Annotated in this window: 24 protein-coding genes; 20 read left to right on the forward strand and 4 right to left on the reverse strand. The window is 40.0% G+C overall.

Annotated features, from left to right (window positions below; translation table 11 throughout):
* Positions 1 to 86 precede the first annotated feature (86 nt).
* The 6 genes from LZD48_RS06525 (at position 87) to LZD48_RS06545 (ending at position 4,663) form a co-directional block, all read left to right on the forward strand.
* On the forward strand, positions 87 to 266 hold the full coding sequence (locus tag LZD48_RS06525; RefSeq protein ID WP_235761938.1) for a YjzC family protein: 180 nt from the start codon (positions 87 to 89) through the stop codon (positions 264 to 266).
* Positions 267 to 358: 92 nt separating this feature from the next.
* Positions 359 to 640: a YrhK family protein gene (locus LZD48_RS06530; protein ID WP_235761939.1), complete on the forward strand. Its 282-nt coding sequence runs from the start codon at positions 359 to 361 to the stop codon at positions 638 to 640.
* Positions 641 to 1,324: 684 nt separating this feature from the next.
* Positions 1,325 to 1,762 carry a LysM peptidoglycan-binding domain-containing protein gene (locus LZD48_RS06535; RefSeq protein WP_235761940.1) on the forward strand — a complete coding sequence of 146 codons (438 nt, stop codon included), beginning with the start codon at positions 1,325 to 1,327 and terminating at the stop codon, positions 1,760 to 1,762.
* 136 nt (positions 1,763 to 1,898) lie between these two features.
* Positions 1,899 to 2,069: a YjzC family protein gene (locus LZD48_RS06540; protein WP_235761941.1), complete on the forward strand. Its 171-nt coding sequence runs from the start codon at positions 1,899 to 1,901 to the stop codon at positions 2,067 to 2,069.
* A gap of 204 nt (positions 2,070 to 2,273) precedes the next feature.
* The gene (locus LZD48_RS19025; RefSeq protein ID WP_369010253.1) at positions 2,274 to 2,453 is read left to right on the forward strand and encodes a YrhK family protein; all 180 of its coding nucleotides are present in this window, start codon (positions 2,274 to 2,276) and stop codon (positions 2,451 to 2,453) included.
* Between the two features lie 671 nt (positions 2,454 to 3,124).
* The gene (locus LZD48_RS06545) at positions 3,125 to 4,663 is read left to right on the forward strand and encodes an AbgT family transporter (RefSeq protein WP_235761942.1); all 1,539 of its coding nucleotides are present in this window, start codon (positions 3,125 to 3,127) and stop codon (positions 4,661 to 4,663) included.
* A gap of 251 nt (positions 4,664 to 4,914) precedes the next feature.
* Here LZD48_RS06545 and LZD48_RS06550 read toward each other — a convergent pair whose 3' ends face one another.
* The 3 genes from LZD48_RS06550 to LZD48_RS06560 form a co-directional block, all read right to left on the reverse strand.
* A complete protein-coding gene (locus tag LZD48_RS06550; RefSeq protein WP_235761943.1) occupies positions 4,915 to 5,127 on the reverse strand; it encodes a hypothetical protein in 213 nt (70 codons plus the stop codon).
* Positions 5,128 to 5,147: 20 nt separating this feature from the next.
* On the reverse strand, positions 5,148 to 5,375 hold the full coding sequence (locus LZD48_RS06555; protein ID WP_235761944.1) for a hypothetical protein: 228 nt from the start codon (positions 5,373 to 5,375) through the stop codon (positions 5,148 to 5,150).
* A 247-nt stretch (positions 5,376 to 5,622) separates the two neighbouring features.
* Positions 5,623 to 7,197 carry a bifunctional metallophosphatase/5'-nucleotidase gene (locus LZD48_RS06560; protein ID WP_255770786.1) on the reverse strand — a complete coding sequence of 525 codons (1,575 nt, stop codon included), beginning with the start codon at positions 7,195 to 7,197 and terminating at the stop codon, positions 5,623 to 5,625.
* A 501-nt stretch (positions 7,198 to 7,698) separates the two neighbouring features.
* Between LZD48_RS06560 and LZD48_RS06565 the strand changes: the two genes are divergently transcribed.
* The 6 genes from LZD48_RS06565 to LZD48_RS18740 all read left to right on the forward strand — a co-directional run bounded on the left by LZD48_RS06565 (position 7,699) and on the right by LZD48_RS18740 (position 14,802).
* Positions 7,699 to 8,742, forward strand: a complete 1,044-nt coding sequence (locus LZD48_RS06565) for a phosphate/phosphite/phosphonate ABC transporter substrate-binding protein (RefSeq protein WP_235761945.1) — start codon at positions 7,699 to 7,701, stop codon at positions 8,740 to 8,742.
* Positions 8,743 to 8,827: 85 nt separating this feature from the next.
* Positions 8,828 to 9,610, forward strand: coding sequence for a phosphonate ABC transporter ATP-binding protein (phnC, locus tag LZD48_RS06570; protein ID WP_235761946.1), 783 nt, complete (start codon positions 8,828 to 8,830; stop codon positions 9,608 to 9,610).
* A complete protein-coding gene (gene phnE, locus LZD48_RS06575; protein ID WP_235761947.1) occupies positions 9,603 to 10,415 on the forward strand; it encodes a phosphonate ABC transporter, permease protein PhnE in 813 nt (270 codons plus the stop codon). The genes phnC and phnE (LZD48_RS06575) overlap by 8 nt, the downstream gene beginning before the upstream one ends.
* A gap of 14 nt (positions 10,416 to 10,429) precedes the next feature.
* A complete protein-coding gene (gene phnE / locus LZD48_RS06580) occupies positions 10,430 to 11,236 on the forward strand; it encodes a phosphonate ABC transporter, permease protein PhnE (RefSeq protein WP_235761948.1) in 807 nt (268 codons plus the stop codon).
* 231 nt (positions 11,237 to 11,467) lie between these two features.
* On the forward strand, positions 11,468 to 14,080 hold the full coding sequence (locus tag LZD48_RS06585) for an endonuclease (RefSeq protein ID WP_235761949.1): 2,613 nt from the start codon (positions 11,468 to 11,470) through the stop codon (positions 14,078 to 14,080).
* Between the two features lie 593 nt (positions 14,081 to 14,673).
* Complete coding sequence (locus LZD48_RS18740; RefSeq protein ID WP_255770789.1) at positions 14,674 to 14,802, forward strand: hypothetical protein; 129 nt, start codon at positions 14,674 to 14,676, stop codon at positions 14,800 to 14,802.
* A 110-nt stretch (positions 14,803 to 14,912) separates the two neighbouring features.
* Here the strand turns inward: LZD48_RS18740 and LZD48_RS06590 are convergent, their stop codons facing one another.
* Positions 14,913 to 15,476, reverse strand: coding sequence for a Uma2 family endonuclease (locus LZD48_RS06590; RefSeq protein ID WP_235761950.1), 564 nt, complete (start codon positions 15,474 to 15,476; stop codon positions 14,913 to 14,915).
* Positions 15,477 to 15,773: 297 nt separating this feature from the next.
* Between LZD48_RS06590 and LZD48_RS06595 the strand changes: the two genes are divergently transcribed.
* The 8 genes from LZD48_RS06595 to LZD48_RS06630 all read left to right on the forward strand — a co-directional run bounded on the left by LZD48_RS06595 (position 15,774) and on the right by LZD48_RS06630 (position 22,268).
* Entirely contained in the window at positions 15,774 to 16,889 is a 1,116-nt protein-coding gene (locus LZD48_RS06595) for an ABC transporter ATP-binding protein (protein ID WP_235761951.1), read from the forward strand.
* A gap of 2 nt (positions 16,890 to 16,891) precedes the next feature.
* Positions 16,892 to 17,830, forward strand: a complete 939-nt coding sequence (locus LZD48_RS06600; RefSeq protein WP_235762112.1) for a carbohydrate ABC transporter permease — start codon at positions 16,892 to 16,894, stop codon at positions 17,828 to 17,830.
* Positions 17,827 to 18,642, forward strand: coding sequence for a carbohydrate ABC transporter permease (locus LZD48_RS06605; RefSeq protein WP_156857758.1), 816 nt, complete (start codon positions 17,827 to 17,829; stop codon positions 18,640 to 18,642). The genes LZD48_RS06600 and LZD48_RS06605 overlap by 4 nt, the downstream gene beginning before the upstream one ends.
* Before the next feature lie 65 nt (positions 18,643 to 18,707).
* Entirely contained in the window at positions 18,708 to 20,078 is a 1,371-nt protein-coding gene (locus LZD48_RS06610; RefSeq protein ID WP_235761952.1) for an ABC transporter substrate-binding protein, read from the forward strand.
* Between the two features lie 84 nt (positions 20,079 to 20,162).
* On the forward strand, positions 20,163 to 20,924 hold the full coding sequence (locus tag LZD48_RS06615; RefSeq protein WP_156857756.1) for a glycerophosphodiester phosphodiesterase: 762 nt from the start codon (positions 20,163 to 20,165) through the stop codon (positions 20,922 to 20,924).
* Positions 20,917 to 21,552 carry a glycerophosphodiester phosphodiesterase gene (locus LZD48_RS06620; RefSeq protein ID WP_235761953.1) on the forward strand — a complete coding sequence of 212 codons (636 nt, stop codon included), beginning with the start codon at positions 20,917 to 20,919 and terminating at the stop codon, positions 21,550 to 21,552. The genes LZD48_RS06615 and LZD48_RS06620 overlap by 8 nt, the downstream gene beginning before the upstream one ends.
* A 37-nt stretch (positions 21,553 to 21,589) precedes the next feature.
* Positions 21,590 to 21,760: a hypothetical protein gene (locus tag LZD48_RS06625; protein WP_235761954.1), complete on the forward strand. Its 171-nt coding sequence runs from the start codon at positions 21,590 to 21,592 to the stop codon at positions 21,758 to 21,760.
* A gap of 115 nt (positions 21,761 to 21,875) precedes the next feature.
* Positions 21,876 to 22,268 carry a hypothetical protein gene (locus LZD48_RS06630; RefSeq protein ID WP_235761955.1) on the forward strand — a complete coding sequence of 131 codons (393 nt, stop codon included), beginning with the start codon at positions 21,876 to 21,878 and terminating at the stop codon, positions 22,266 to 22,268.
* The last annotated feature ends 7 nt before the right edge of the window (positions 22,269 to 22,275 follow it).

Raw genomic sequence — 22,275 nt, forward strand, 5'->3', positions numbered from 1 at the left:
AAAGTATGAAAAAAAGGAAAGATACCAGTAGGGACGTTTTCTTCTACAGAAGAATTAACCTATAAAAAACTCGGAGGTGTAGAAAGATGGCAGACAACACATTCAAAACAGGTGAAAAAGCGCCGGAAAGCGGTGAATTTAAGGTGGATCGTTTAGTGGATGGTGGATCAGCAAATAACGATAACACAACGATCACAATCGAAAAAGGGGAGCAATTCCCGCCATCCCCTTCCAGTAATGAAGCAGCTTATTGGGTAAAAGTATAAACATACAAACAAAGCGGACCCTCTTGGATTTTTTCAAGAGGGTTTTGATTATGGGAATGGGGCTTTTTAATAGAAGATGGAGGAGGGAAAAGATGCCGCTTTTTCCTAAAATAAAAACAAAGGAACAAGGGAATCAATATGATTTGGAGATAACATACGGCAGATTCAGACTTTACATCATTAAAAAATATGACAGCATTCAATTAATAGGGGATATATTGACTGGTATATCTTTTGTATCGGGAAGTATTTTAAATTTAACAGGAGCGCCTAGTATGTATGGTCAGATTCTTTACTTAATCGGAAGTTTGGCACTTACGGTTCGACCAACGATCAAAGTTATTCGCAGGTCTAAATTAAATAAGGATAAGTAGTGATAATGTAATAGTGAAATGCTGAGAAGATATGAGAGCGATTACAGAGGTTGAACTGCCTATCCACTCGAGATTCCTCGAAAAAATCAAATTTGAATAACAAACTAGGAACGATGTAGATGAAAACCACTGGTGCTCCTAGTTTTTTCTTTGCTTCAATCAACAAGAATGAATTTCATAATTACCAAAGTCGGCTATTCCATCACCATATGTAGTTGGGAACGAACCAACTCAACTACATATGGTGATGGTAAAGCATTATATACGTATTATGAAATTTATTAAACAAAAGAGAAAATTGATAATAAAGGATTCAACTAGCGAGTAGTAAATGAAAAGTTGAAATTTTGTATGTAAAGACATTGGAACGGCGCTGAGTTACGGTGCAATAAAGGGAATTCCGAATAAATCATGCTAACGAATCTTGCTTACTTCCATTCTATAAGCTCCTCTTCTCATTCAGATTTAATAGACCCTAGCGGAATAGAGCAGATTCATAAGCGCATCACACTCCTCTCCTAAAAAATGAAGTTTGCAAGTTAGCCAATTGGGTATAGTCTACCGGAAGTGGTATAAATTTCTAGGGGAGGTTTTATTATCAAACGTTTTTCTTATCTATTCACATTTTTTATTGGTTTTCTATGCTTAGCAGGAACCGTTTCCGCTGAAAAGGACCATACGGTATTGCCGGGAGAGAGTTTATTTCGAATTTCCCAACTCTATCAGGTGGATAGGAATACATTAATTGCGGCGAACTCGGAGATTACGAACCCGTCAGATATTAAATTTGGACAGACGATAAAAATACCGGATGGAGATGGTGTACCATTTCGAGTAACGGCATACACAGCAGGTTATGAATCTACGAAAAAACGCCCAGGGGATCCTGGTTACGGAATTACAGCTTCAGGAGAAATTGTTCAAGAGAATCACACGATGGCATGTCCACAATCCTTGCCATTCGGTACAAAAATACATATTCCAGCATTGAATGAAACCTATGTCTGTGAAGACCGTGGAAGTGCGATTACGAATGGACGCTTGGATATTTATATAGCAGACTTGGATGATGCATTGGAGTTTGGGGTGCAGGATTTGGAGGTTAAGGTTTGGACCTATTAAATAGAGGATACTTTTAGATAAAAAAGCAATAGTTATTTTTTTTAGGCGAACTCGTCACCTTTCGTGTTTAAATGATGAAAAGAAGGAAAGACACTAGTTAAGGAGCGTTAACTTATAAACTCGGAGGTGAAGGAAGATGGCAGACAACGCATTCAAAACAGGTGAAAAAGCACCCGAAAGTGGAGCGTTTAAGGTGGATCGTTTAGTAAATGGTGGATCGGAAAATAACGATAACACAACCATTACGATGGAAAAGGGGAGCAATTCCCGCCATCCCCTTCCAGTAATGAAGCAGTTTATTGGGTAAAAGCATAACCATACCAACAAAGCGGACCCTCTTGGATTTTTCAAGAGGGTTTTGATTATGGGATGGAACTCATTTAATAGAAGATAAGGGAGGGGAAATATGTCATTTCTTCCTATAATTAGAACGAAGGAACAAGGGGATCGATATGATCTTGAGATAACTTACGGCAATTTCAGGCTATAAGTCATAAGAAAGTATGATAGCATTCAATTAATAGGAGATATATTGACCGGCATATCTTTTGTAACGGGAAGTATTTTAAACTTAATGGGAGCACCTAGCATGTATGGCCAGATTCTGTATTTAATTGGAAGTCTTGCCCTTACGGTTCATCCAACGATAAAAATTATTCGAAGAACTAAAATAAATAGAAATACGTCGTGATAGGTTTGAAGGAGCGTATATCTGGAAGGAAATGTAAAAACTTTTCATCGCATAGGCTATCTTATAGAACATTTCTTGTTTTAAAACGGCGAAGAAATTCTTCCTAGAGACATTTGGAAGAGCTTAGAAAAATTTGAAATCGGTTATAAAAATTGGATCTGCTTGTCACCACACAAAATCATAGAAATGGAAGGGATCCGTCTCTAACTAAATGTTAGCAGGGATAGATCCTTTTTAATAATTTCATTTACGAATGCTGAGCAGGCTTCCCGTCTATTTCTATGCCCGGTTAAACGCTACATCATCGCTCATAAATCCGTTCACTGTAGAGAACAAACTGAAACCATTCAATCTGCCGCTCGGGAGACATTTTCCTTTATTAATAAAGCCAGTTAGCTGCTCAGAATCTCGTTAAAAAATCAATCTCTCTATGTAAAAACTTTAATTTAAATTGAAATAATTCAATGAAACTGTTATTATTTTCGATGTGTCTATTATTTTTTATGGACTTAAAAGTGAAAATACAATAGAAACCTGCCTGAGATAGGAGTACGGTGGAAAATAATATAGTTTCATAGGTCCTCATTCAGGAAGAAGAGGAATGAGGGACTCCCTTAGCTTTTTAGGTTATAATTTTCACAATATTTTAGCGTGTAGGAGGGAAATGTTGTATGGCAAAACAGAAAAAGGGACTATTTCTGCGCTCTTTGGATAGAATTGAATTAGCTGGAAATAAATTGCCACACCCAGCTACTTTATTTGCAATTTTGGCTCTTTTAGTTCTTTTACTATCTGCAGCGTTACAGCCGTTGGGGATCAGTGTAGAGCATCCCGGAGAAGAAGGAACAATGGTAGAGATTAAAAATCTATTGAACTCAGAAGGAATTCAATATATATTCACGAGTATGACCGATAACTTTATTGGCTTCGCACCTTTAGGTGTTGTTCTTTTAACAATGCTTGGGATAGGAGTCGCTGAACGGACTGGACTGATCAGTGCGTTACTTAGATTGTTCGTTTTATCCATACCTAACCGATTCATTACGCTAGGATTGGTTACTGCAGGTATTATGTCTAGTGTGGCAACGGATGCGGGATATGTTGTATTGCCGCCACTTGGAGCCTTAATTTTTGCAGCACTTGGCAGACATCCATTAGCAGGACTCGCAGCGGCATTCGCTGGAGTATCTGGAGGGTTTAGTGCCAACTTATTAATATCGGGTACAGATGCCATGCTTGGAGAGATGACAATTGCAGCCGCGGCGATTATCAATCCTGCCTACGCAGAAAATATGAACATTGCAATGAACTGGTTGTTTATTGCCGTTTCTGTATTTGTATTAGCGGTGATTGGTACCTGGGTGACAGAAAAAATTGTAGAACCTCGCCTTGGATCCTATAAAGGTGAGCACAAAGAAAAACTCGAAGGGCTTGAAGCAATAGAGAAAAAAGGTCTTATCTGGGCTGGAGTAGCAACAGTAATTGGTGTTGTACTTGCTTTATTGCTCGTATTGCCTGAAAATGCACCATTGCGTGGTACAGAAGGCGATGCAATGTTCCAAATTGTCCAGTCTCCATTTATGAGTTCATTGGTGCCAATTATCGCGATTATATTCTTTATTCCTGGTCTTGTTTATGGAATGGTCACGAAATCCATTCGAAGTGATAAAGATGTAGCAGCTCAAATGTCGGATACGATGGCCTCCATGGGAACCTTCATTGTTTTGGCTTTTACGGCAGGGCAGTTTGTCGCATACTTTAATGAAAGCAACATGGGGTTAGTGTTAGGTGTATATGGAGCGGAGTTATTAACGAGTGTTAAATTAACAGGTATCCCATTAATCTTACTATTCATCTTGATTACAGCATTTATTAACTTATTTATTGGAAGTGCTTCAGCAAAGTGGGCGATGATGGCGCCGGTTTTTGTACCGATTATGATGCAGCTTGGATATTCTCCGGAGCTGACTCAGATGGCTTATCGAATTGCGGATTCTTCCACAAATATCATTTCACCATTAATGACCTATTTTGCAATCATTATTGCATTCGCCCAGAAATATGATAAGAAAATGGGGATTGGTACCTTGATTTCTACGATGGTGCCATATTCGATGTTCTTCCTGATCGGTTGGACAGTGATGTTGATTATTTGGATGCTGCTTGGTATTCCTTTAGGGCCAGGTGGGCCGTTGATTTATCAGCCGTAAATTATTAAGAGCTGGCAGCGGATGCTTCAAATTCCATTAAATTCGGTGCGAAAATACATATCCCGGTATTGGGTGAAACGTATTTCTATGAAGGCCGCAGAAGTGCTATTACAAATGGGGGCCGGTGTATAGTATCAGTTCGAACCCATTGGCAGATTAGTCACGAAGTATAATAAAATGCAGTCTCTAATTGAAGGGACTGCATTTCTATTAGATTCGAAAAGTGCAGGAAGCTTTTGTGCAACGTTTTTTTATTTAAATAACTTTTTAATCAAACCGAATATACTAAATGACGTTTTCTTGTAAACTTTATTATAAGCCGCTTTCCTGGGATGACGTGCCCAGCCTGTTCCTTTCTTACCGTATACAGGATTGATAGCGGATTTTACCCTACGTTTCACCTTGCCAGTTGTTCGTGCTTTAAAGCTCTTTTTTAGGCTAGGTTTTCTCACTCCGAATTTCATGTAATGCTCCTTTCATTATGCTAAGCGTGTAGATTTACCTTAACCGGGGTACTTAATAACAAGTATCCAAAGGGAACCCTTAGGAATTTGCTTAAATCTGTCAGTTGATTAAAAGTCGGACTCAATTCATTGTTAATCCACTTGTTAAATGTTTTAAACCTTTTTTCCACATCTTCCATACTTCGGTTAGACTTAGAAATAGCATCAAGAATAACTTCAGGGTTTACATCTACCCTAATGGTACTCATTATTTTCCCTCCTTTTCTAAATGTGTTTAATTCTATTCAGTATATGCTATCTGTAGGTAAATTCTGACATAAATACAGAACTAATGGTCTTAAGTTCGCATTAATCGCCCTTTGTTTATAAAAATGCGGTTAAAGGTGGTAAAAGGGGCTGGTTGTTATAACCAAGCTCCCTTATCCGTATTATTAACCATGTATATTTTAAGAAGACAATCGAAGTAGCAGTAACCGCTCTCTAGTCTCCATCCACTTAAACCTCAACAGAAAAATTATCCGTCACCCTCGCTTCAATCATCCCCCGCTCCTCTATGTAATTACTAATCAACTCCACCATATCCTGCTGAATCTCTTTTACAACCGGTTTATCTTTAAACATATCAAAATCGCCGCCCCCGCTTGCACGGTAATTATTCATGACAACATCGTAACTCTCTTCCATATCGAGCGGTTTCCCTCTATATGTAATGCTTTCCACTTTACTTCCTTTAGGATTCGATACACGAATGGAATACTCGATACCTTCCCACATATCATAGTTATAATGCTCAGGCTTCGGAATGAGATAATCTGGATTTACGGTCATATCTCCATTCGCGTCCAGCGTGAAATATTCCGCACTTTTTTCTAGGGCTTGTTTGATATCCTCTCCAGTTAACGAAAGAACGACGAGTGTGTTTGGGAACTTATAGTTTGTAACGATATCACGCATGGTTATCTTGGCAGGAAAGCCGGTTGCTTCATTACCAAGGAGAGCGGTAACTGAAATAGCTGCACCTGACGCGTCCATTTGCACTTTTTGAACCAACTCAATAAAAGGATGCTTTCTCACTCTCGCTTGGAATGGATCGCGAATAATCATATCGCCTTGTATTTCTCCGATTGGTTCGTCCAGCCAATTTTGCGTGGATTGCTCTAATTCTTCCATTTCTTTTAAAATAATAGGATCCGCGGGTACACCTTCTAACGTTTTTACGTTTGCTTGCTTCGTTGCTGTGACCCATCTGTCTTCCTCCCATCTGAATGTCACATCAATTTCTCCATAAGCCTCGCCATTATTTCCTGGCTGAATGACGAGACAATCACGAATTGTTCCCGTTACGTTGCGGTGTTGATGGCCGGTTAGAAGAATGTCAATCCCATCAATTTTATCTGCCATTTCATACGCTTGATTCTCACCCGTTAAGTTTTCCGTTACTTCTCCTGTTTCCATATCCCTTTCGAAACCACCATGGTAGAGGGCAATAAGGAGATCATAGTCTTCATTAGATTGTATTTCTTTTACGATCTCTTTTAGAGTGGTAAAGGCATCGGCGAACTGAATGCCTTGAATATGCTCCGGTGTTTCCCAGTTTGGAACGTAATGCGTGGTCACGCCGGTAATGGCTACTTTAACCCCATTACTTAATGTTTTGATGATATAGGGGGAGCCAAAATAGGGTTTACCCGTTTTTTCATCTACTATATTAGCGGATAACCATGGATAGTTCGACTGATCGACAGCGTCCTGTAAAATAGCTTTTCCGAAATTAAATTCATGATTGCCGGGGACACCTGCATCGAGACCAATTTGATTCATAATCGCAATCATCGGATTCGGTTTCTCCGCATGATTTTTTACGTAATGGGCCATGAGTGGTGTGCCTTGAATCAAATCACCATTATCGAGGACGATCATATGCTCATTTTCCTGTCGTTTCTTCTGGACAAGTGTAGCGTATGTTGCCAAACCGAGCTCTGCCTTTTCGTTTGTTCCATAGTTAATCGGCATTACGCTCCCGTGAATATCGCTTGTATACAGCACTTTAATCGTTGTTTGTTTCGTCAAGTGTGTTCATCCTTTCTTGAAGATCTATCCTAATAGTAGTTTACCAAATAAAAACGGTATGATTGTAAACTTTTGTTAAGCAAAACAGAGCGTTATAAAATCTCAATCGCTATTGTAAAAAACCAAGACATAAGACATAATAAGAATGTAGGGTTTGTCTGCTAGTTATTATGGAAGGAAAGCATCTGTTTTAACCTTAACACAAGAAGTTATCCTCGTAATCTAGTATTGCGAATCGCTTTCGGATGAACCTTATCGATTAGAAAGCGAGCGGTTTCTATACGTAGGAACCTCGTTACTTTAGACAAAAGGGGGCAGTTACCAAGCACTGGGGGAAAGGGGAGAGAGATTAGCATTTATAATAAGAAAAAATGTAAACGTTTTATGTAAATGGAACTTTACAAAAATTTACAAATGTTTACCTGACGTTTATATTTTTTTAAGCTTCATTTTATAAAATGGGGTCTGTAACTAAAAATAGATGAAGAGAGGAAGATTACAGTGAAAAAGATCTTATATTTATTCCTGGTAAGTGCAATTATTGTTGTATTAGCAGCTTGTGGGGAAAATGAGGAAGAAAGCTCTACATCTGGGGAAAATGGAGAAACATCGATTGATAGTCTATCGGTTGGCTTTGTTCCTTCACGAGAGCCAGATGAGATTATCACGGCAACAGAACCGTTGAAGAACTTATTAACAGAGGAAATGGCTGAACTAGGATATGAAATAGGTGAAGTAGATATTACAGTAGGGACAAACTACGAGGCGGTTGGTGAAGCACTTTCTGCTGGGACAACGGATATTGGGCTAATCCCGGGTGGTACATATGTGTTATATGATGACGGTGCAGAGGCTGTGTTGACAGCAACACGTGCTGGCTTAAGCATTGAATCGGATGATCCAAAAGAGTGGAATGATAACAAGCCGACAGAAGATTCCGATGAACAGACGACAAGCTATCGTGCGTTGATTATTGCTGGTCCATCTGAAAAAGGTCAAGAGCTATCAGAAAAAGTCAATAACGGGGAAGAGTTAACATGGGAAGATGTGAATAGTGCGTCTTGGGCTGTTATGTCTTCCTCTTCACCAGCTGGTTATATTTACCCTGCATTATGGCTGGATGAAAACTATGGAAATACGATTACGGATCTTGATAACGTTGTACAGTCCGATTCTTATGGGAGTTCTTTTGCACGACTTGCAGCAGGTCAAATTGATGTCATGGTAGCTTATGCAGATGCAAGACGTGACAATGTCGACCAGTGGCAAGAAGAGTTCGGCGGAGAAGGAACGATTTGGGATGAAACGAATGTTATCGGAGTAACTCCTGCTATTTATAACGATACGGTTAGTGTCAGCAAGAACTCTGAAATTATGGATGATGATTTGAAAGCAGCCATTCAGCAAGCCTTTATCAACATTGGTGAGTCAGAAGAAGGACAAGAAGTCATTTCCATCTATAATCATGAAGGTTATCAAGAAGCCGATTCATCCGATTATGACAATGAAAGAGATGCGCAGGAAATGGTTCAGAGTCTGAACTAATAACTATATACGATGCAATAGAATGCTAGTTAAACGAGAGCATCACTTACTGATGCTCTCATTTTTCAAGATTGGAGAGTAAGAGATGATAGAATTTATCAACGTAGGAAAAACCTATCCAAATAAAATGAAAGCACTGGAAGATATTAATTTGCAGATTGAAAAAGGTGAATTTGTTGCGGTTATCGGTCCTTCGGGTGCTGGAAAATCCACCTTGCTTCGTTGTATCAACCGGATGCATGATATAACGGAAGGACAATTAATTGTTGACGGTGTGGAAGTAAATTCATTGAAAGGAAAAGAGATTCGCACATTCAGACAGCGCATTGGCATGATATTTCAATCGTATAATCTTGTTACGAGAATCTCCGTTATAAAAAATGTCCTCGTGTCATTTGCTCCCAAGCTTCCCATTTGGCGGAAAGTGCTCGGGTTATTTTCGAAAGAGCATAAAGTGAAAGCACTGACGGCGCTTGATCAAGTGGGTATTTTAGATAAAGCGTATGTCCGCGTCGATCAATTGTCTGGTGGACAACAGCAGCGTGTGGCGCTCGCGCGGACGCTTGCACAGAGTCCTGACATTATTCTAGCTGATGAGCCGATTGCCTCTCTCGACCCTGTAACGGCCAAACAGGTGATGGATGATTTTACAAAAATAAATAAAGAAACGAATATTTCTGTTATCATCAACATTCACCATGTTGAAATCGCACTGGAATATGCGGACCGAATTATCGGTATTAGAAAAGGAAAGATTGTTTATGATGGTACAGCGAAAGATTTAACAGAGGAACATCTTGATTACATATATAAAGGACAGACAGAAGAATTACACGATAAGGAGAGGGAGGAGAAAATGAATGTATGATAAAATTTTCCCTCCAGCTGAAATTACGCTTCCAAATGGAAAGGTCGTTTATGAGAAGAAATCAAGGACACCGATCATTCTCGTTCTATTAGTTATCGCAACGATTCTTTCGGTTCGGTTTACGGATTTTGATATGAATATATTGCTAAAGCGATGGAATGAATTTTTTGTGATCATCGGTCAGATGATTCCGCCGAAATGGGAATATTTAAGTCATGTGTGGCAGCCGCTCCTTGATACGATCAAAATGTCTCTCTTAGGTTCCATTCTTGGATCGATCGCTGCCGTTCCAGCGGCTTATTTCGCATCTTCCAACATCGTAAGTAAGCCTGTAGCTTCGGTGGCGAAGTTTCTCCTGAGTATTCTCAGAACATTACCGACACTTGTTACGGCTCTGATTGCTACGTTCATATTTGGGCTCGGAACCTTGGCTGGTACGGTAGCGATTTTTCTATTTACAGTCGCTTATGTTGGGAAACTGCTATATGAGCAAATTGAAAATGCGGACATGGGATCGTTTGAAGCGATGGAATCCATTGGAATGGGTCGCCTGCAAGCATTTCGGTATGCAATCTTCCCCCAGGTCTTACCTAACTATTTATCAACCTCGCTATTTTCTTTCGAGGGAAACGTCAGGTATGCCGCAATTTTAGGATATGTTGGTGCGGGCGGAATTGGCTTACTGTTAAATGAGTCCCTTGGCTGGCGTGATTATGCAAGTGTTGGGACGATTTTGCTCATGCTGATTATTACGGTATACCTCATTGAAAAAGTCAGCGAGCATTTCCGTAAAAAGTTAATCTAAAGGAGTCTAGTTATATGGATGCAATCGAAAAACAGCTTCATGCTTCACCGCGAAATTTACGTTATATCCTTACGATAACGATACTCATCCTAATTTTATTTATTTGGTCACTTACGACTGTGAATCTAGATAATATTGCAGAAAGTGGGTTGGGGATTGCTGCAGGGATTATTGGAGGAATCCTGAATCCAGATCTTGATTTATTATTTAGTTTCACATCCCAAGGTGTCCTCTATTTATTAATTGAAACGATCGCCATTGCTTTTCTTGGTACGATTATCGGCGCGATCCTGGCGATTCCACTTGCATTTCTGTCGGCCACCAAGATTGTGCCAAAACCTGTTGCGAGCGTGACGAGACTATTGTTAATCGTCATTCGAACCATTCCAGCGCTTGTTTATGGATTAATGTTTATTCGGGTTACAGGGCCTGGTCCATTTGCCGGGGTGTTGACCATTTCACTTGCATCAATCGGAATGCTTGCGAAGTTATTCGTCGACATCATCGAAGAACTCGATACGGATATCTTGGAATCTCTTGACTCGATTGGCTGTAATACTTTTGAGAAAATCCGTTACGGTATATGGCCACAGCTTTTTTCTATGTTTCTATCCATCATCATTTACCGTTTCGATATGAATTTAAGAGAAGCTTCGATTCTTGGGATTGTAGGTGCAGGAGGAATTGGCGCGCCGCTAATCTTTGCGATGAATGCTTACAGATGGTCTGAGGTTGGATCGATTCTGATTGGTTTAGTTGTGCTTATCTTATTGGTCGAATTTTTCTCGAACCGAATTCGAACGAAACTTGTAAGAGGGTAGGATATCCATTTTGTTTAATGAATTTCATAATACGTATTTAATGCTTCACCATCACCATATGTAGTTGAGTTGGTCCGTTCCCAACTACATATGGTGATGGAATAGCCGACTTTGGTAATTATGAAATTCATTCTGTTGTATAAACTATAATTTACAGATATTTAATAGGAATACAACAATGATTTGATAGAGTGGATATGAAAAATAAATGATCTGACTAGGAGGGTAAAAGTGAAAAGAAATGCTTATGCTTTATGGATGTTGCTGTTAACGCTCGTCGTAAGTATTACCGTTTTACCACTGCCGTTTCAGGCGGAGACAATGGATGATCCAGCTCCAGTTATTCAGCCGGAAAACCCGAATGGAAAGAAAGTATTATTTGACAATACTCACGCACAAACAGCTGGACAAGCCGATTGGGTGATCGACGGGGCATTCTCCGATTTTGCTGAAGGGATAGCAGCTAATGGATATCTTGTTGAAGAGTTTCGTAAAAACGGTCCACTAGCTGTAGAGGACTTGGAAGATTATGATGTCTTTGTCATCCCGGAAGCGAATATCCCGTTTAAAAAAGAAGAACAGGATGCGATGATTACGTATGTTGAAAATGGCGGCAGTATTTTCTTTATTTCTGATCATTACAATGCGGATCGAAATAAAAATCGCTGGGATTCTTCGGAAGTTATGAATGGCTACCGTCGCGGGGCACATAACGATCCAACGAAAGGGATGTCAGAAGAAGAAAAAAATGCTGAAGCGATGCAAGGCGTGGAAAGCTCTGATTGGTTAAGCGATCACTTTGGTATCCGTTTCAGGTACAATGCTCCGGGAACCGTTGTGGCCGATCAAGTAGTGGATCCGTCAGAGACATTTGGAATTACGGAAGGTGTTAAGGAAGTAACGATGCATGCTGGTTCGACGATGGCTATTACCGATCCAGAAATTGCAAAAGGTATCCTTTTCTTACCGGATGGTCTGGATGAGAGTGACAAATGGGGACCAGCAGTAGACGAGGGAATTTACCATGGTGGTGGCGTAGAAGAGGGGCCGTATGCCGCTATTTCCAAATTAAGTGAAGGAAAGGCAGCCTTTATTGGGGATTCCTCTCCTGTAGAAGATGCGACACCGAAATACCGAAATGAAGAAACCGGTGCAAAGAAAACAACGTATGATGGGTTTACAGATGCGGATAACGGAGAATTATTATTAAATATGATCGATTGGTTAGCAGAAGACGAATCCTATGAAAGTTTTGCTGAGGCAGGTATCCCGTTAGATGAGCGATCTCCGCTCTTGGATAAGGAAATACCTGAAAATTCAACAGAACCTCAAGCAGAACCTTGGTCCAAACCGTTAGAATCATATGATTGGTTTGACCCCTCTACATTTGCACCAGGCTCTTTTGGTTCATCCGTAGATCCGGTTAAAGAACCAGAAATGTCCTTGGATTTTGCGTCAGTTTTACCAAATAATGAAATCTTTACGATTGAAGTAGTGGCTGAAGGTCTGGATCCTGGTCAAACGGTTACTGGTTACAATCTAGGTATCTACTTAGAAGGTGGACAACAAGTAGCCAAAGTTCAGAACCTTGACGGAAGCTGGCCTGCTAATTATGGATATAGTGAACATTTTTCACTTACAGCAAATGAAGAAGGAATTGCAAGGCATACGCTAAATGTCCAGCTGAATGAAAATGTGGATGGAAATGCGAATGTCCGTCTGCGTCAAGGTTCAACAAACGTTATTACAAATCCTGCGGTTATCGGTGAAGCGGAAGAAGATAATGAGGAAACGGTAACCCGTTCGATTCAGGAAGCTCGAAATCTAGCGGATGGTAAGTCTGTTGCAGTCGAAGGGGTGATTACAACAGAACCAGGACTTTTCGGTGGGCAAGGATTTTATGTACAAGATGAAACGGCAGGCATTTATGTGTTTCAACATAATGAGGCGTTTCGTCCTGGAGATAAAGTGAAACTTGAAGGAGTCGTCTCGACACATCAAGGGTTAAAGCAAATTTCAGATCTTGAGCTAATTGAAGTTATAGGAGAAAGTGAACTCCCAGAATTTGTAGCGGTCGACAAAATAGATGATGCCAACCAAGGCGAGCGTGTTACGCTTCAAGGTGAAATTGAAAACATCGTGTCTTACTGGAATGCCTTTGAATTTGATGTAAGAAACGGTGAAAATTTGACGAGAGTGCGCGTCGATGATCGAACGAATATTTCTTATGAAACATTTGTAAGCAATTATGAAGAAGGGGAAAAGGTCTCGGTATCTGGTATTGCTTCGATTTTCCAAGATACGTATCAGTTATTAGTAGTGGATGAAGACCATATCCAAAAGACGGCAGGTGCTGGTTCTGCACCAATCATTCATCCTATATCTGATTTCACGACATTTGATATTACAGGATCCTATCAAATTCCAGTTGATGTGTACGATGAAGATGGGGACTTAGCTGAAGTTATCATTGAGATGGAAGACAATACAATGGAAGATGAAATTTCTATTGAACCTTTAGATTATACACCTGGAAATTATGAAATAACAGTTATTGCCCGGGATGAGGCAGGCCACGTCACGGAGGAAGTGTTTCCTGTAGAAGCGATTCTCTCCTTAGCTGAACTGGAGAAGTTAGTGGAACTGGGAGAAGATCAAGGTTATCTTGATGAAAAAATGGAAAAACGGTTATTAAAGAAAGCGCTGGATGTTCAAACTGCGAAAAACGAACAAGCGAGAAATGGGAAATGGAATGCACTGGTTAATCAGATTGAAGCGCAGTCTGGTAAGAAAATAGTACGGGGTTATATGGATTATTGGGAAAGGCCAGTTGAGATGCGGTAACGAATAGCGGAAATAAAAACTTAATGTTCGGTTCGCTGTATCTATTGTGAAAAGATACTGGTATTGGAAGATATGTAGAAACATGCTAATAGAAAGATGAAAAAGGAAGCTAGGCACTTCAGCCAAGCTTCCTTTTTCATTTTAATATAGCAAATTACGCTCCCCGAACCATCCTGCATGCTAACCGGGCAAAGCGCACTATCCCTAAATAATCACACACCATAAAATTAAGCATAAGCCACTATTGCCATTCACTAATTCTCTCCAATTTTTTCACAAAAATAGCTGACATTGATCTTGTTCTCGCTTTGAGCAAATGTTGCCTTCCTTCTTTCGTGCGGGTATCGTCGCTTTATTCAACCGAAGCATGATCTCAAGGCCCAGCACGGTCTTCCCTGAACCAGGAGGTGCCACTAAATGGAGCTTTCCAGTATGTAAATGTTCATGTACCTCATTCAGCGCCTTTGTTGAAAAGAACGCCATGGATAGCAGAATTCGATATCATTCCGAAAAGCTTCCATATGGTTATTTTCCTTTTTTGAAAGTGGTTTAAGATTAAACTGTAACGATCTTTTTTGCATCTGATTCATCGAATGAATTTCATAATTACCAAAGTCGGCTTTTCCATCACCATATGTAGTCGGGAACGAATCAACCCAACTACATATGGTGATGGTGAAGCATTAAATACGTATTATGAAATTCATTACATTATGAAGTAATTGAAAAAAAGACCAGGATAGGTCTCTTTTAAGGTACAAATAATATCGTAGTATATTGTTTAGCGTCAAAATAGAGTATGTGTGCTTGTGCTCTATTTTAAACGTTTTGCTCAAAGTTGGAAAACATCTGATAAATTTAGCTCTAAGGAGGGTACTGTTTTTGATCTTATACTCTCCTCAACATGTAAAACATCATATCTGATTTCATTGTTTTTGTCTCTGTTGTATACCAATATATGTCTCTGGAGTGGATCGATAATCCAGTATTCCTTTACATTGTTTTTCATATAAAGGTTCAGTTTCGTGACAATATCATGGGATATGTTAGATGGGCTCAAAATTTCTATGATGAAATCAGGCGCTCCTATGTGTTCGTTCTCTGTTAGATTGTCTGGATTGCACGTAACAAATAGATCTGGAACAACTATCTTTTTATCGTCATGATTAACTGCGTCAAATAGAACATCGGTAGGTGCAGAAAACACTTCACATTTTTTATCTTTGAGTGCGTTGTACAATTCACCTTGTAAAAAAGTTGAAATTCGTTGATGTTTTATATTCGGCGAAGGAGACATATACACAACGCCATCAACATATTCAAGAACATCATTTGTTTCTTTTCTCATATTTATGAATTCGTTGTAGCTACTGTGTTTTTCATTTAATAAACCCAATATAAACACCGCCTTTATTACATTATACTTGATTGTTCGGGGGAATGAAAGTGGAGGAGACATGGGCTTTATGACTTTAATATTTAAATTCGGTACCTATATGTTTGTTTTGTTTTCTTATCTATTTTGGCATTTTTTGTGAAAATGGATATTTCCCCCTTTAGTGACATCCCATTATTAACCCACCATGAATAATATTAACCCCACCTTAATCCCTTGTAACGATTTTGTAAATTTAAACTTTTTCCTAAAAAAATATGGTTTAATAAAACTTGTTCAATAAAAGGAGGGAGACATATGGGCCAAATTGATTTGGGGGATATTTCAAAGTCATACGATAAGCAGAAAAACGTATTAGACGAAATTAATTTATCCATTGAAGAAGGGGAGTTTTTTGTACTGGTTGGTCCGTCTGGATCTGGTAAAAGTACGTTACTTCGCATGATTGCGGGCCTTGAGGATATTACATCCGGCACATTGAAAATTGGTGACGAGATTGTGAATCACCTGCCACCAAAAGATAGAAATCTGTCGATGGTCTTTCAAAATTATGCGCTATATCCACATTTATCTGTGGAGCAAAATATTCTTTTCGGTTTAAATGCGAAAAAAGTAGATAAAGAGGAGCAACAAAAGAGACTTATCGAAACTACAGAAATGATGGGGCTAAGTGAGCTGTTAAAACGGAAGCCAAAGGAGCTTTCAGGAGGACAGAGGCAGCGTGTCGCATTAGCGAGATCGGTCGTGAGTGAGGCGCCACTTTGTTTAATGGATGAGCCGCTTTCCAATTTAGACGCTAAACTTCGGGGGCAAATGCGAATGGAGATTCGTCGTTTGCAAAAAAGGCTGGGGATGACGATGGTGTATGTGACCCATGATCAAGTCGAAGCGATGACAATGGGGGACCGAATTATGGTGTTGAATGATGGGAAGATTCAGCAGGTCGGAAAACCGATTACCTTATATAATGAACCTGCAAATTTATTTGTAGCTTCTTTTATCGGCTCACCGAAAATGAATATGGGGAAGGCTGTTTTTCATGCTGACCGGAATCAACTTGTGATTGATGATGCACTTCATCTAGAGATAGATCCCGTTATCAACAATGTACCACGCTACCCGAACGTAACGATTGGTATACGAGCGGAACATCTTTTTCCAGGGACTGCAGGCAACACGACGCACACGATAGAAGTGATAAATGTAGAACAGTTGGGAAATGAAACGTTAGTTGCGTTTGAAGTCGGTGCGGAAGTTTGGACGGCTAAATGGCCGGGACAATGGGACGTGCAAGTAGGGGAGAAGGTTCCAGTACATATTGCAATTGAAAATCTATGCTTCTTTGATTCGGATACAGGATTATTGATCAAGCCGGCAAGAGCGGGCAAACAGCAAGAGGTCGTAACGGCATGAGTATGAATAGTACAGCGATTCAACAAACGCCTAAAAGCCAAATAAATTTTGAACAAGTGAAAAAGAAGCAGCGGATGAAAAACTTTTCTAAAGGCATGTTGTTCTTACTGCCTTCGATTGTTCTGTTTAGCGTGTTTCTATTCTACCCGCTCGCTCGCACCATTTATTTAAGTTTTTTCCTAACGGATGCCGCAGGGGCAACAACTGTTTTTGTTGGTTGGGAAAATTACGTGACGATGTTCACTTCCCCGATTTTCTTGCAGAGCATGAAGTCAACCTTTTTATTTGTTCTATACACCGTTCCAATTACGATTATTATTAGTTTGTTTTTGGCGGTGATTGCAAATGAGAAATTAAAGGGAATCGGTTTTTTCCGTACGATTTATTCATCAACCATGGGAATTTCGGTTGCGGCAGCGTCTGTCTTCTGGCTTTATTTATTTCACCCGTCCATGGGTCCGTTAAATCTGTTGTTAAACGCCATTGGTGCAGAGGGGATTGGCTGGCTGACAGACCCGTCTTGGGCACTGTTTGCGATAGCCATTACAACGATATGGATGAATATCGGTTTTACCTTTCTCATTTTATTAGGCGGGCTGCAATCGATTGACTCTTCTTTATATGAAAGTGCGGATATTGATGGTGCCGGTTATTTTTATAAGTTAAGAAGAATCACAATCCCGATGCTTTCGCCAACCTTATTCTTTGTGGTGACCGTAACGATTATCAATGCCTTTCAAACCTTTGGGCAGATTGATATTTTAACACAAGGCGGTCCGGTGAATTCAACGAACCTTGTCGTCTATTCCATATACCGGGAAGCGTTTGTAAACTATAAGTTCGGATCGGCAAGTGCTCAGGCGGTATTATTGTTCATCATTATATTACTCATGACTTTCCTGCAATTCAAGTTTGGTGAAAGGAAGGTTCATTACCAATGACAATTCCAACAGGTCGAAAAGTTATATTTTATATCTTACTGATTATTTCAGGATTTCTCGTCTTTGCGCCAACATTAATGGCGTTTGCCATGAGCTTTATGTCGAACAAAGACATTATGACGGGAAGCCTGCCTACATCGTTATCCTTTGATAATTATGTCAGGGCGTTCGGGCAGTTCCCATTACTTAAATATCTGTTGAATAGCTTAATCATTTCCTTAGTGATTATGCTTGGACAATTAATTTTATCAAGTTTAGCCGCTTATGCCTTTGTCTTTTTAGAGTTCAAAGGGAGAGATCTCTTATTCTTTGTTTTCATTGCGACGATGATGGTTCCTTTTGAAGCATCGATTATTCCGAACTTCCATATCATCCGTGATTTAGGGTGGATTGATACCTATCCGGGACTGACCGTTCCATTCTTTGCGATGGCGTTTGGGACATTTTTACTCCGGCAGAACTTTAAACAAATACCGAAAGAATTAAGAGAAGCGAGTCAGATTGCTGGGATGGGGGATTTTAAATTCTATCTAACAGTCGTTTTACCTGTTGCGAGAACTAGTTTGCTAACTTTAGGTGTGTACGGGTTTTTAACCTCGTGGAATATGTATTTATGGCCACTCCTCACAACGACGAACGACAATGTTCGTACCGTACAAATCGGCTTAAAGCAATTACAAACACAGGAGCAATTAAATGACTGGGGTGTCATCATGGCAGGTGCTGTTATTGTCGTGATTCCTACTTTAATTCTTTTATTCCTCGGTCAAAGCAAGCTGCAAAAAGGATTAACGGAAGGTGCTTTGAAATAAGTTGGAGCTGCTCAAAATGAGCGGATGAACGAAAATTTTTATAAAAAAAGGAGTGTAATGAAAGAATGAAGAAGATACTTGCGATACTTATGTTAGGGTTCGTATTATTCCTTGCAGCATGTGGTTCAGATGGAAACGCGGACGAGGCAGCTGATAGTGCTACTGCTGGCGCGGAAGGTACAAGTGAGGGATCTGGAGATAACGAAAAACAAGTCGTTACATTCTGGCACTCGATGGGTGGGGCTGGTCAGGAAGCATTAAATGCGATTGTTGACAGCTATAATAGTTCCCAGGATGAAGTTCAAGTGAATGCAGAATACCAAGGTTCATATGATGAAGCATTGACGAAATTTAATAGTGTTGCCGGTACAGACAGTGCACCAACTATTATCCAAACGTTCGAAATTGGCACGATGTCGATGATTAATAGTGGCAGCATTTTACCAATTCAAGAATTGGTTGATGCAGATGGTTATGATATGAGCGGTTTAGAGGAAAATATTATTAACTATTATTCCTTAGATGGAACGTTCTACTCGATGCCATTCAACTCTTCCACACCGGTTATGTATTATAATAAGGATGCTTTTGAAGCAGCGGGGCTAGACCCGGAAGCTCCACCAGAAACATTTGAGGAAGTAGAAGAAGCAAGTAAGGCAATTGTGGAAGCTAATCTAGACATGAAAGGATTTGCACTGCAGGCTTATGGCTGGTTATATGAACAACTGCTGGCCAACCAGGGCGCCTTATTATTAAACAATGATAACGGAAGAACGGATACACCAACTGAAATTGGCTGGACAGAAGAAGAAGGGAAATCAATCTTTGAATGGGTAGAGCGTATGGTTAATGATGAAACATTCGCTAACTATGGAACGAATGGTGACAACATGGTTTCCGGTTTCTTAGCAGGGGATGTCTCGATGTTCTTACAATCTTCAGCTAGTTCAAGAGATGTGATTGATAACGCACCATTTGAAGTAGGTATCGCATTTTTGCCACACCCGGAGGAAAAAGAACGCGCAGGTGTTGTCATCGGCGGGGCAAGTCTTTGGATGATTGACGGGAAGCCGGAAGCAGAAACAAATGCTGCTTGGGACTTCATGAAGTATTTACAAACACCGGAAATTCAAGCAGAGTGGCATGTGGGAACAGGTTATTTTGCAATCAATCCGGCTGCATATGATGAGCAAGTTGCCGTTGATGCACACGAAGAAATGCCACAATTAAACGTGACGGTTGAGCAATTACAAGCAACAACGTCATCGTTCGCAACCCAAGGCGCATTAATGGATATGATTCCAGAAGGCCGTAAAATTATGGAAACAGCACTTGAAACGGTTTATAACGGTGGCGAGGTAGACGACGCGTATAACACAGCAGTCGATCAATTTAATACAGCAATCGAACAAGCAAACGCAGCACGAGGAGAATAATTTTTAATAAAAGAATGAGAGGGAATAAAGTATGATCAGATGCTTTATTCCCTTTCTGATTATCCATGAAAGGGAAGTGTTACGATGACAGAGACGAAGATTTATGGGCATCGCGGGTGTATGGGAACGTTCCCGGAAAATACGTTACTCGGATTTCTTCAAGCGATCCGCCAAGGCGCAGATGGGATTGAACTGGATGTACAACTTACAAAAGATGGGGAGGTTGTCGTTATCCATGATGAGACGTTAGAGCGAACGACAGATGGAACCGGATTTGTAAAAGACCTGACCTTACAAGAAATCAAACAATATAGTGCAGGTGTAAAGTATGCTCATCTTAAGAATTATGATCGAGTGATTTGGTCTGCAGAACGTGTGCCAACCCTTCAGGAAGTGCTGGAGCTGTTAGCACCGTATAAAATCGAATTAAATATTGAATTAAAGACCAGTCTCTTTCAATACGAGGGCATCGAAGAGAAAGTATTAGCCCTCGTAAAGGAATATGGGAATGGTCGCAAAGTCATTTATTCCTCTTTTCATTTACCTAGCCTCTTGCGGATGAAACAGTTGGACCCGGATGCAGAAATTGCTTGGTTACTGGATCAAAGGATAGCGCATCCCGAGGATTATTTACATAGTTTGGAGCTTGAGGCATTACATGTATCCAAACGGATTGCATTTTCCGATACCTTTTATGGGAGAGATATAGTAAAGAAATTGCGGATTTGGACGGTTAACGAGCAGGATGAAATAAAACAATTACTCGATTTGGGTGTGGAAGCGATTATTACGGATTTCCCTGAAGAAGCCCTAAACGATCGAAATAAAAGGAAATCCCTTGCTTAAAAAGGTAATCGGTATCTTATGTGTAAGTTGTATTGTTTTCGCTGGTGCTTATCTCGTTATGGAACGGGAAGTGGAGCCCGAACCAGCCATCGTTGATTCCCCAAAAGTTATTGCACATCGCGGGGCGAATGATCGCTTTAATGAAAGTACGATTACGGCGTATAAAATAGCTGCTGAAGACGGTGTTGATGCCCTGGAGATTGATTTACGAATGACGGCAGATGGTGCACTCATTGCTATGCATGACGAAACGATCGACCGGACAACGAATGGAACGGGGAATGCAACGGACTATTCATTGCAGGAAATAAAGGAACTTGAAACGTCGGAAGTGTTTGGAGAGCAGCGAACAATGGAAGAAATCCCTACATTAAGAGAGATTCTCGAAACGTTTCGGGACACGGAGCACTATTATATTGAAACGAGATTGGTTCATGGGGAACTTGTCATGGAAGAACCGTTAATCGAGCTGTTACTCGAATATGACTTACTCTCCCAAGATCTCGTCACAATCCAGTCTTTCTCAGAGGAAAGTTTAGAAAAAATCCAAACGTTAGCACCAGAAATTCCGCTCACCCTTCTGTTTGGCAAAGAAAAATTCAATTTAAAGAAAAGCAAAGACGTCTGATTATCCGATTATTGGCATAGAAGCAACGGACGTTACAATGAAAAGTGTTAATGAATTACACCGGCAAGGAAAAGAAGTGCATGTGTTTTTCAATGATGAGGTGACAACGAGGAAAGAGCAGGAGCGGGTGTATGAGCTGAATGTAGATGGTTATTTTACTGATGATATTCGGTTTACGCAAGAGTTACTCAAGAAAGATAAGGATTGATGAAGAAGAGGTTAGGACATAACCTTTAGGTGTAGTGTAAAGCCCTATGTCTATTATTATAGATTTATAGTAAACTAAGACTATCGTTATTTAAAGTAGTTTTAGGAGGCTTCCAGTGAAAGAAATAGTTATTATATTGGCGGAAATTGTGAATGATATCCATGATATATTGACCGATATGTTCGGTTTACATATGACAGATAAGCAGCTTCATTTCTGGATCATCGGTATTATTGGAATGGTAACGTTCTTCATGGTGTATTTTTTCTTTAAAATCATTGAAAAAATGAAGTGGAGTACGATGATTCTTTCCTTTGTTTATACATTTACCGTTATGGTTGTCCTCGTCTTTGCAATCGAGCTGCAGCAAGCAATCACGAACAGAGGAAATATGGAGTTTGCGGATGCAGTAGCGGGGTTATGGGGATTTATGGTGATGTTTATGATTTATGCGGTGGTGGCAATACTCATTTATTTCCTATTTAAGACATTTAAAAAGAAAAAGTGAAAATGGC

The sequence above is a fragment of the Oceanobacillus alkalisoli genome (assembly GCF_021556485.1).
Taxonomy (GTDB): domain Bacteria; phylum Bacillota; class Bacilli; order Bacillales; family Amphibacillaceae; genus Oceanobacillus; species Oceanobacillus alkalisoli.

What these genes read in the sequence shown, in the direction of transcription:
- LZD48_RS06525 (WP_235761938.1), top strand. Translation starts at nt 87, where the DNA reads ATGGCAGACAACACATTCAAAACAGGTGAAAAAGCGCCGGAAAGCGGT.
- LZD48_RS06530 (WP_235761939.1), top strand. Translation starts at nt 359, where the DNA reads ATGCCGCTTTTTCCTAAAATAAAAACAAAGGAACAAGGGAATCAATAT.
- LZD48_RS06540 (WP_235761941.1), top strand. Translation starts at nt 1,899, where the DNA reads ATGGCAGACAACGCATTCAAAACAGGTGAAAAAGCACCCGAAAGTGGA.
- LZD48_RS06545 (WP_235761942.1), top strand. Translation starts at nt 3,125, where the DNA reads ATGGCAAAACAGAAAAAGGGACTATTTCTGCGCTCTTTGGATAGAATT.
- LZD48_RS06550 (WP_235761943.1), bottom strand. Translation starts at nt 5,127, where the DNA reads ATGAAATTCGGAGTGAGAAAACCTAGCCTAAAAAAGAGCTTTAAAGCA.
- LZD48_RS06555 (WP_235761944.1), bottom strand. Translation starts at nt 5,375, where the DNA reads ATGAGTACCATTAGGGTAGATGTAAACCCTGAAGTTATTCTTGATGCT.
- phnC (WP_235761946.1), top strand. Translation starts at nt 8,828, where the DNA reads ATGATAGAATTTATCAACGTAGGAAAAACCTATCCAAATAAAATGAAA.
- phnE (WP_235761947.1), top strand. Translation starts at nt 9,603, where the DNA reads ATGTATGATAAAATTTTCCCTCCAGCTGAAATTACGCTTCCAAATGGA.
- phnE (WP_235761948.1), top strand. Translation starts at nt 10,430, where the DNA reads ATGGATGCAATCGAAAAACAGCTTCATGCTTCACCGCGAAATTTACGT.
- LZD48_RS18740 (WP_255770789.1), top strand. Translation starts at nt 14,674, where the DNA reads ATGAATTTCATAATTACCAAAGTCGGCTTTTCCATCACCATATGTAGT.
- LZD48_RS06595 (WP_235761951.1), top strand. Translation starts at nt 15,774, where the DNA reads ATGGGCCAAATTGATTTGGGGGATATTTCAAAGTCATACGATAAGCAG.
- LZD48_RS06600 (WP_235762112.1), top strand. Translation starts at nt 16,892, where the DNA reads ATGAATAGTACAGCGATTCAACAAACGCCTAAAAGCCAAATAAATTTT.
- LZD48_RS06605 (WP_156857758.1), top strand. Translation starts at nt 17,827, where the DNA reads ATGACAATTCCAACAGGTCGAAAAGTTATATTTTATATCTTACTGATT.
- LZD48_RS06610 (WP_235761952.1), top strand. Translation starts at nt 18,708, where the DNA reads ATGAAGAAGATACTTGCGATACTTATGTTAGGGTTCGTATTATTCCTT.
- LZD48_RS06615 (WP_156857756.1), top strand. Translation starts at nt 20,163, where the DNA reads ATGACAGAGACGAAGATTTATGGGCATCGCGGGTGTATGGGAACGTTC.
- LZD48_RS06625 (WP_235761954.1), top strand. Translation starts at nt 21,590, where the DNA reads ATGAAAAGTGTTAATGAATTACACCGGCAAGGAAAAGAAGTGCATGTG.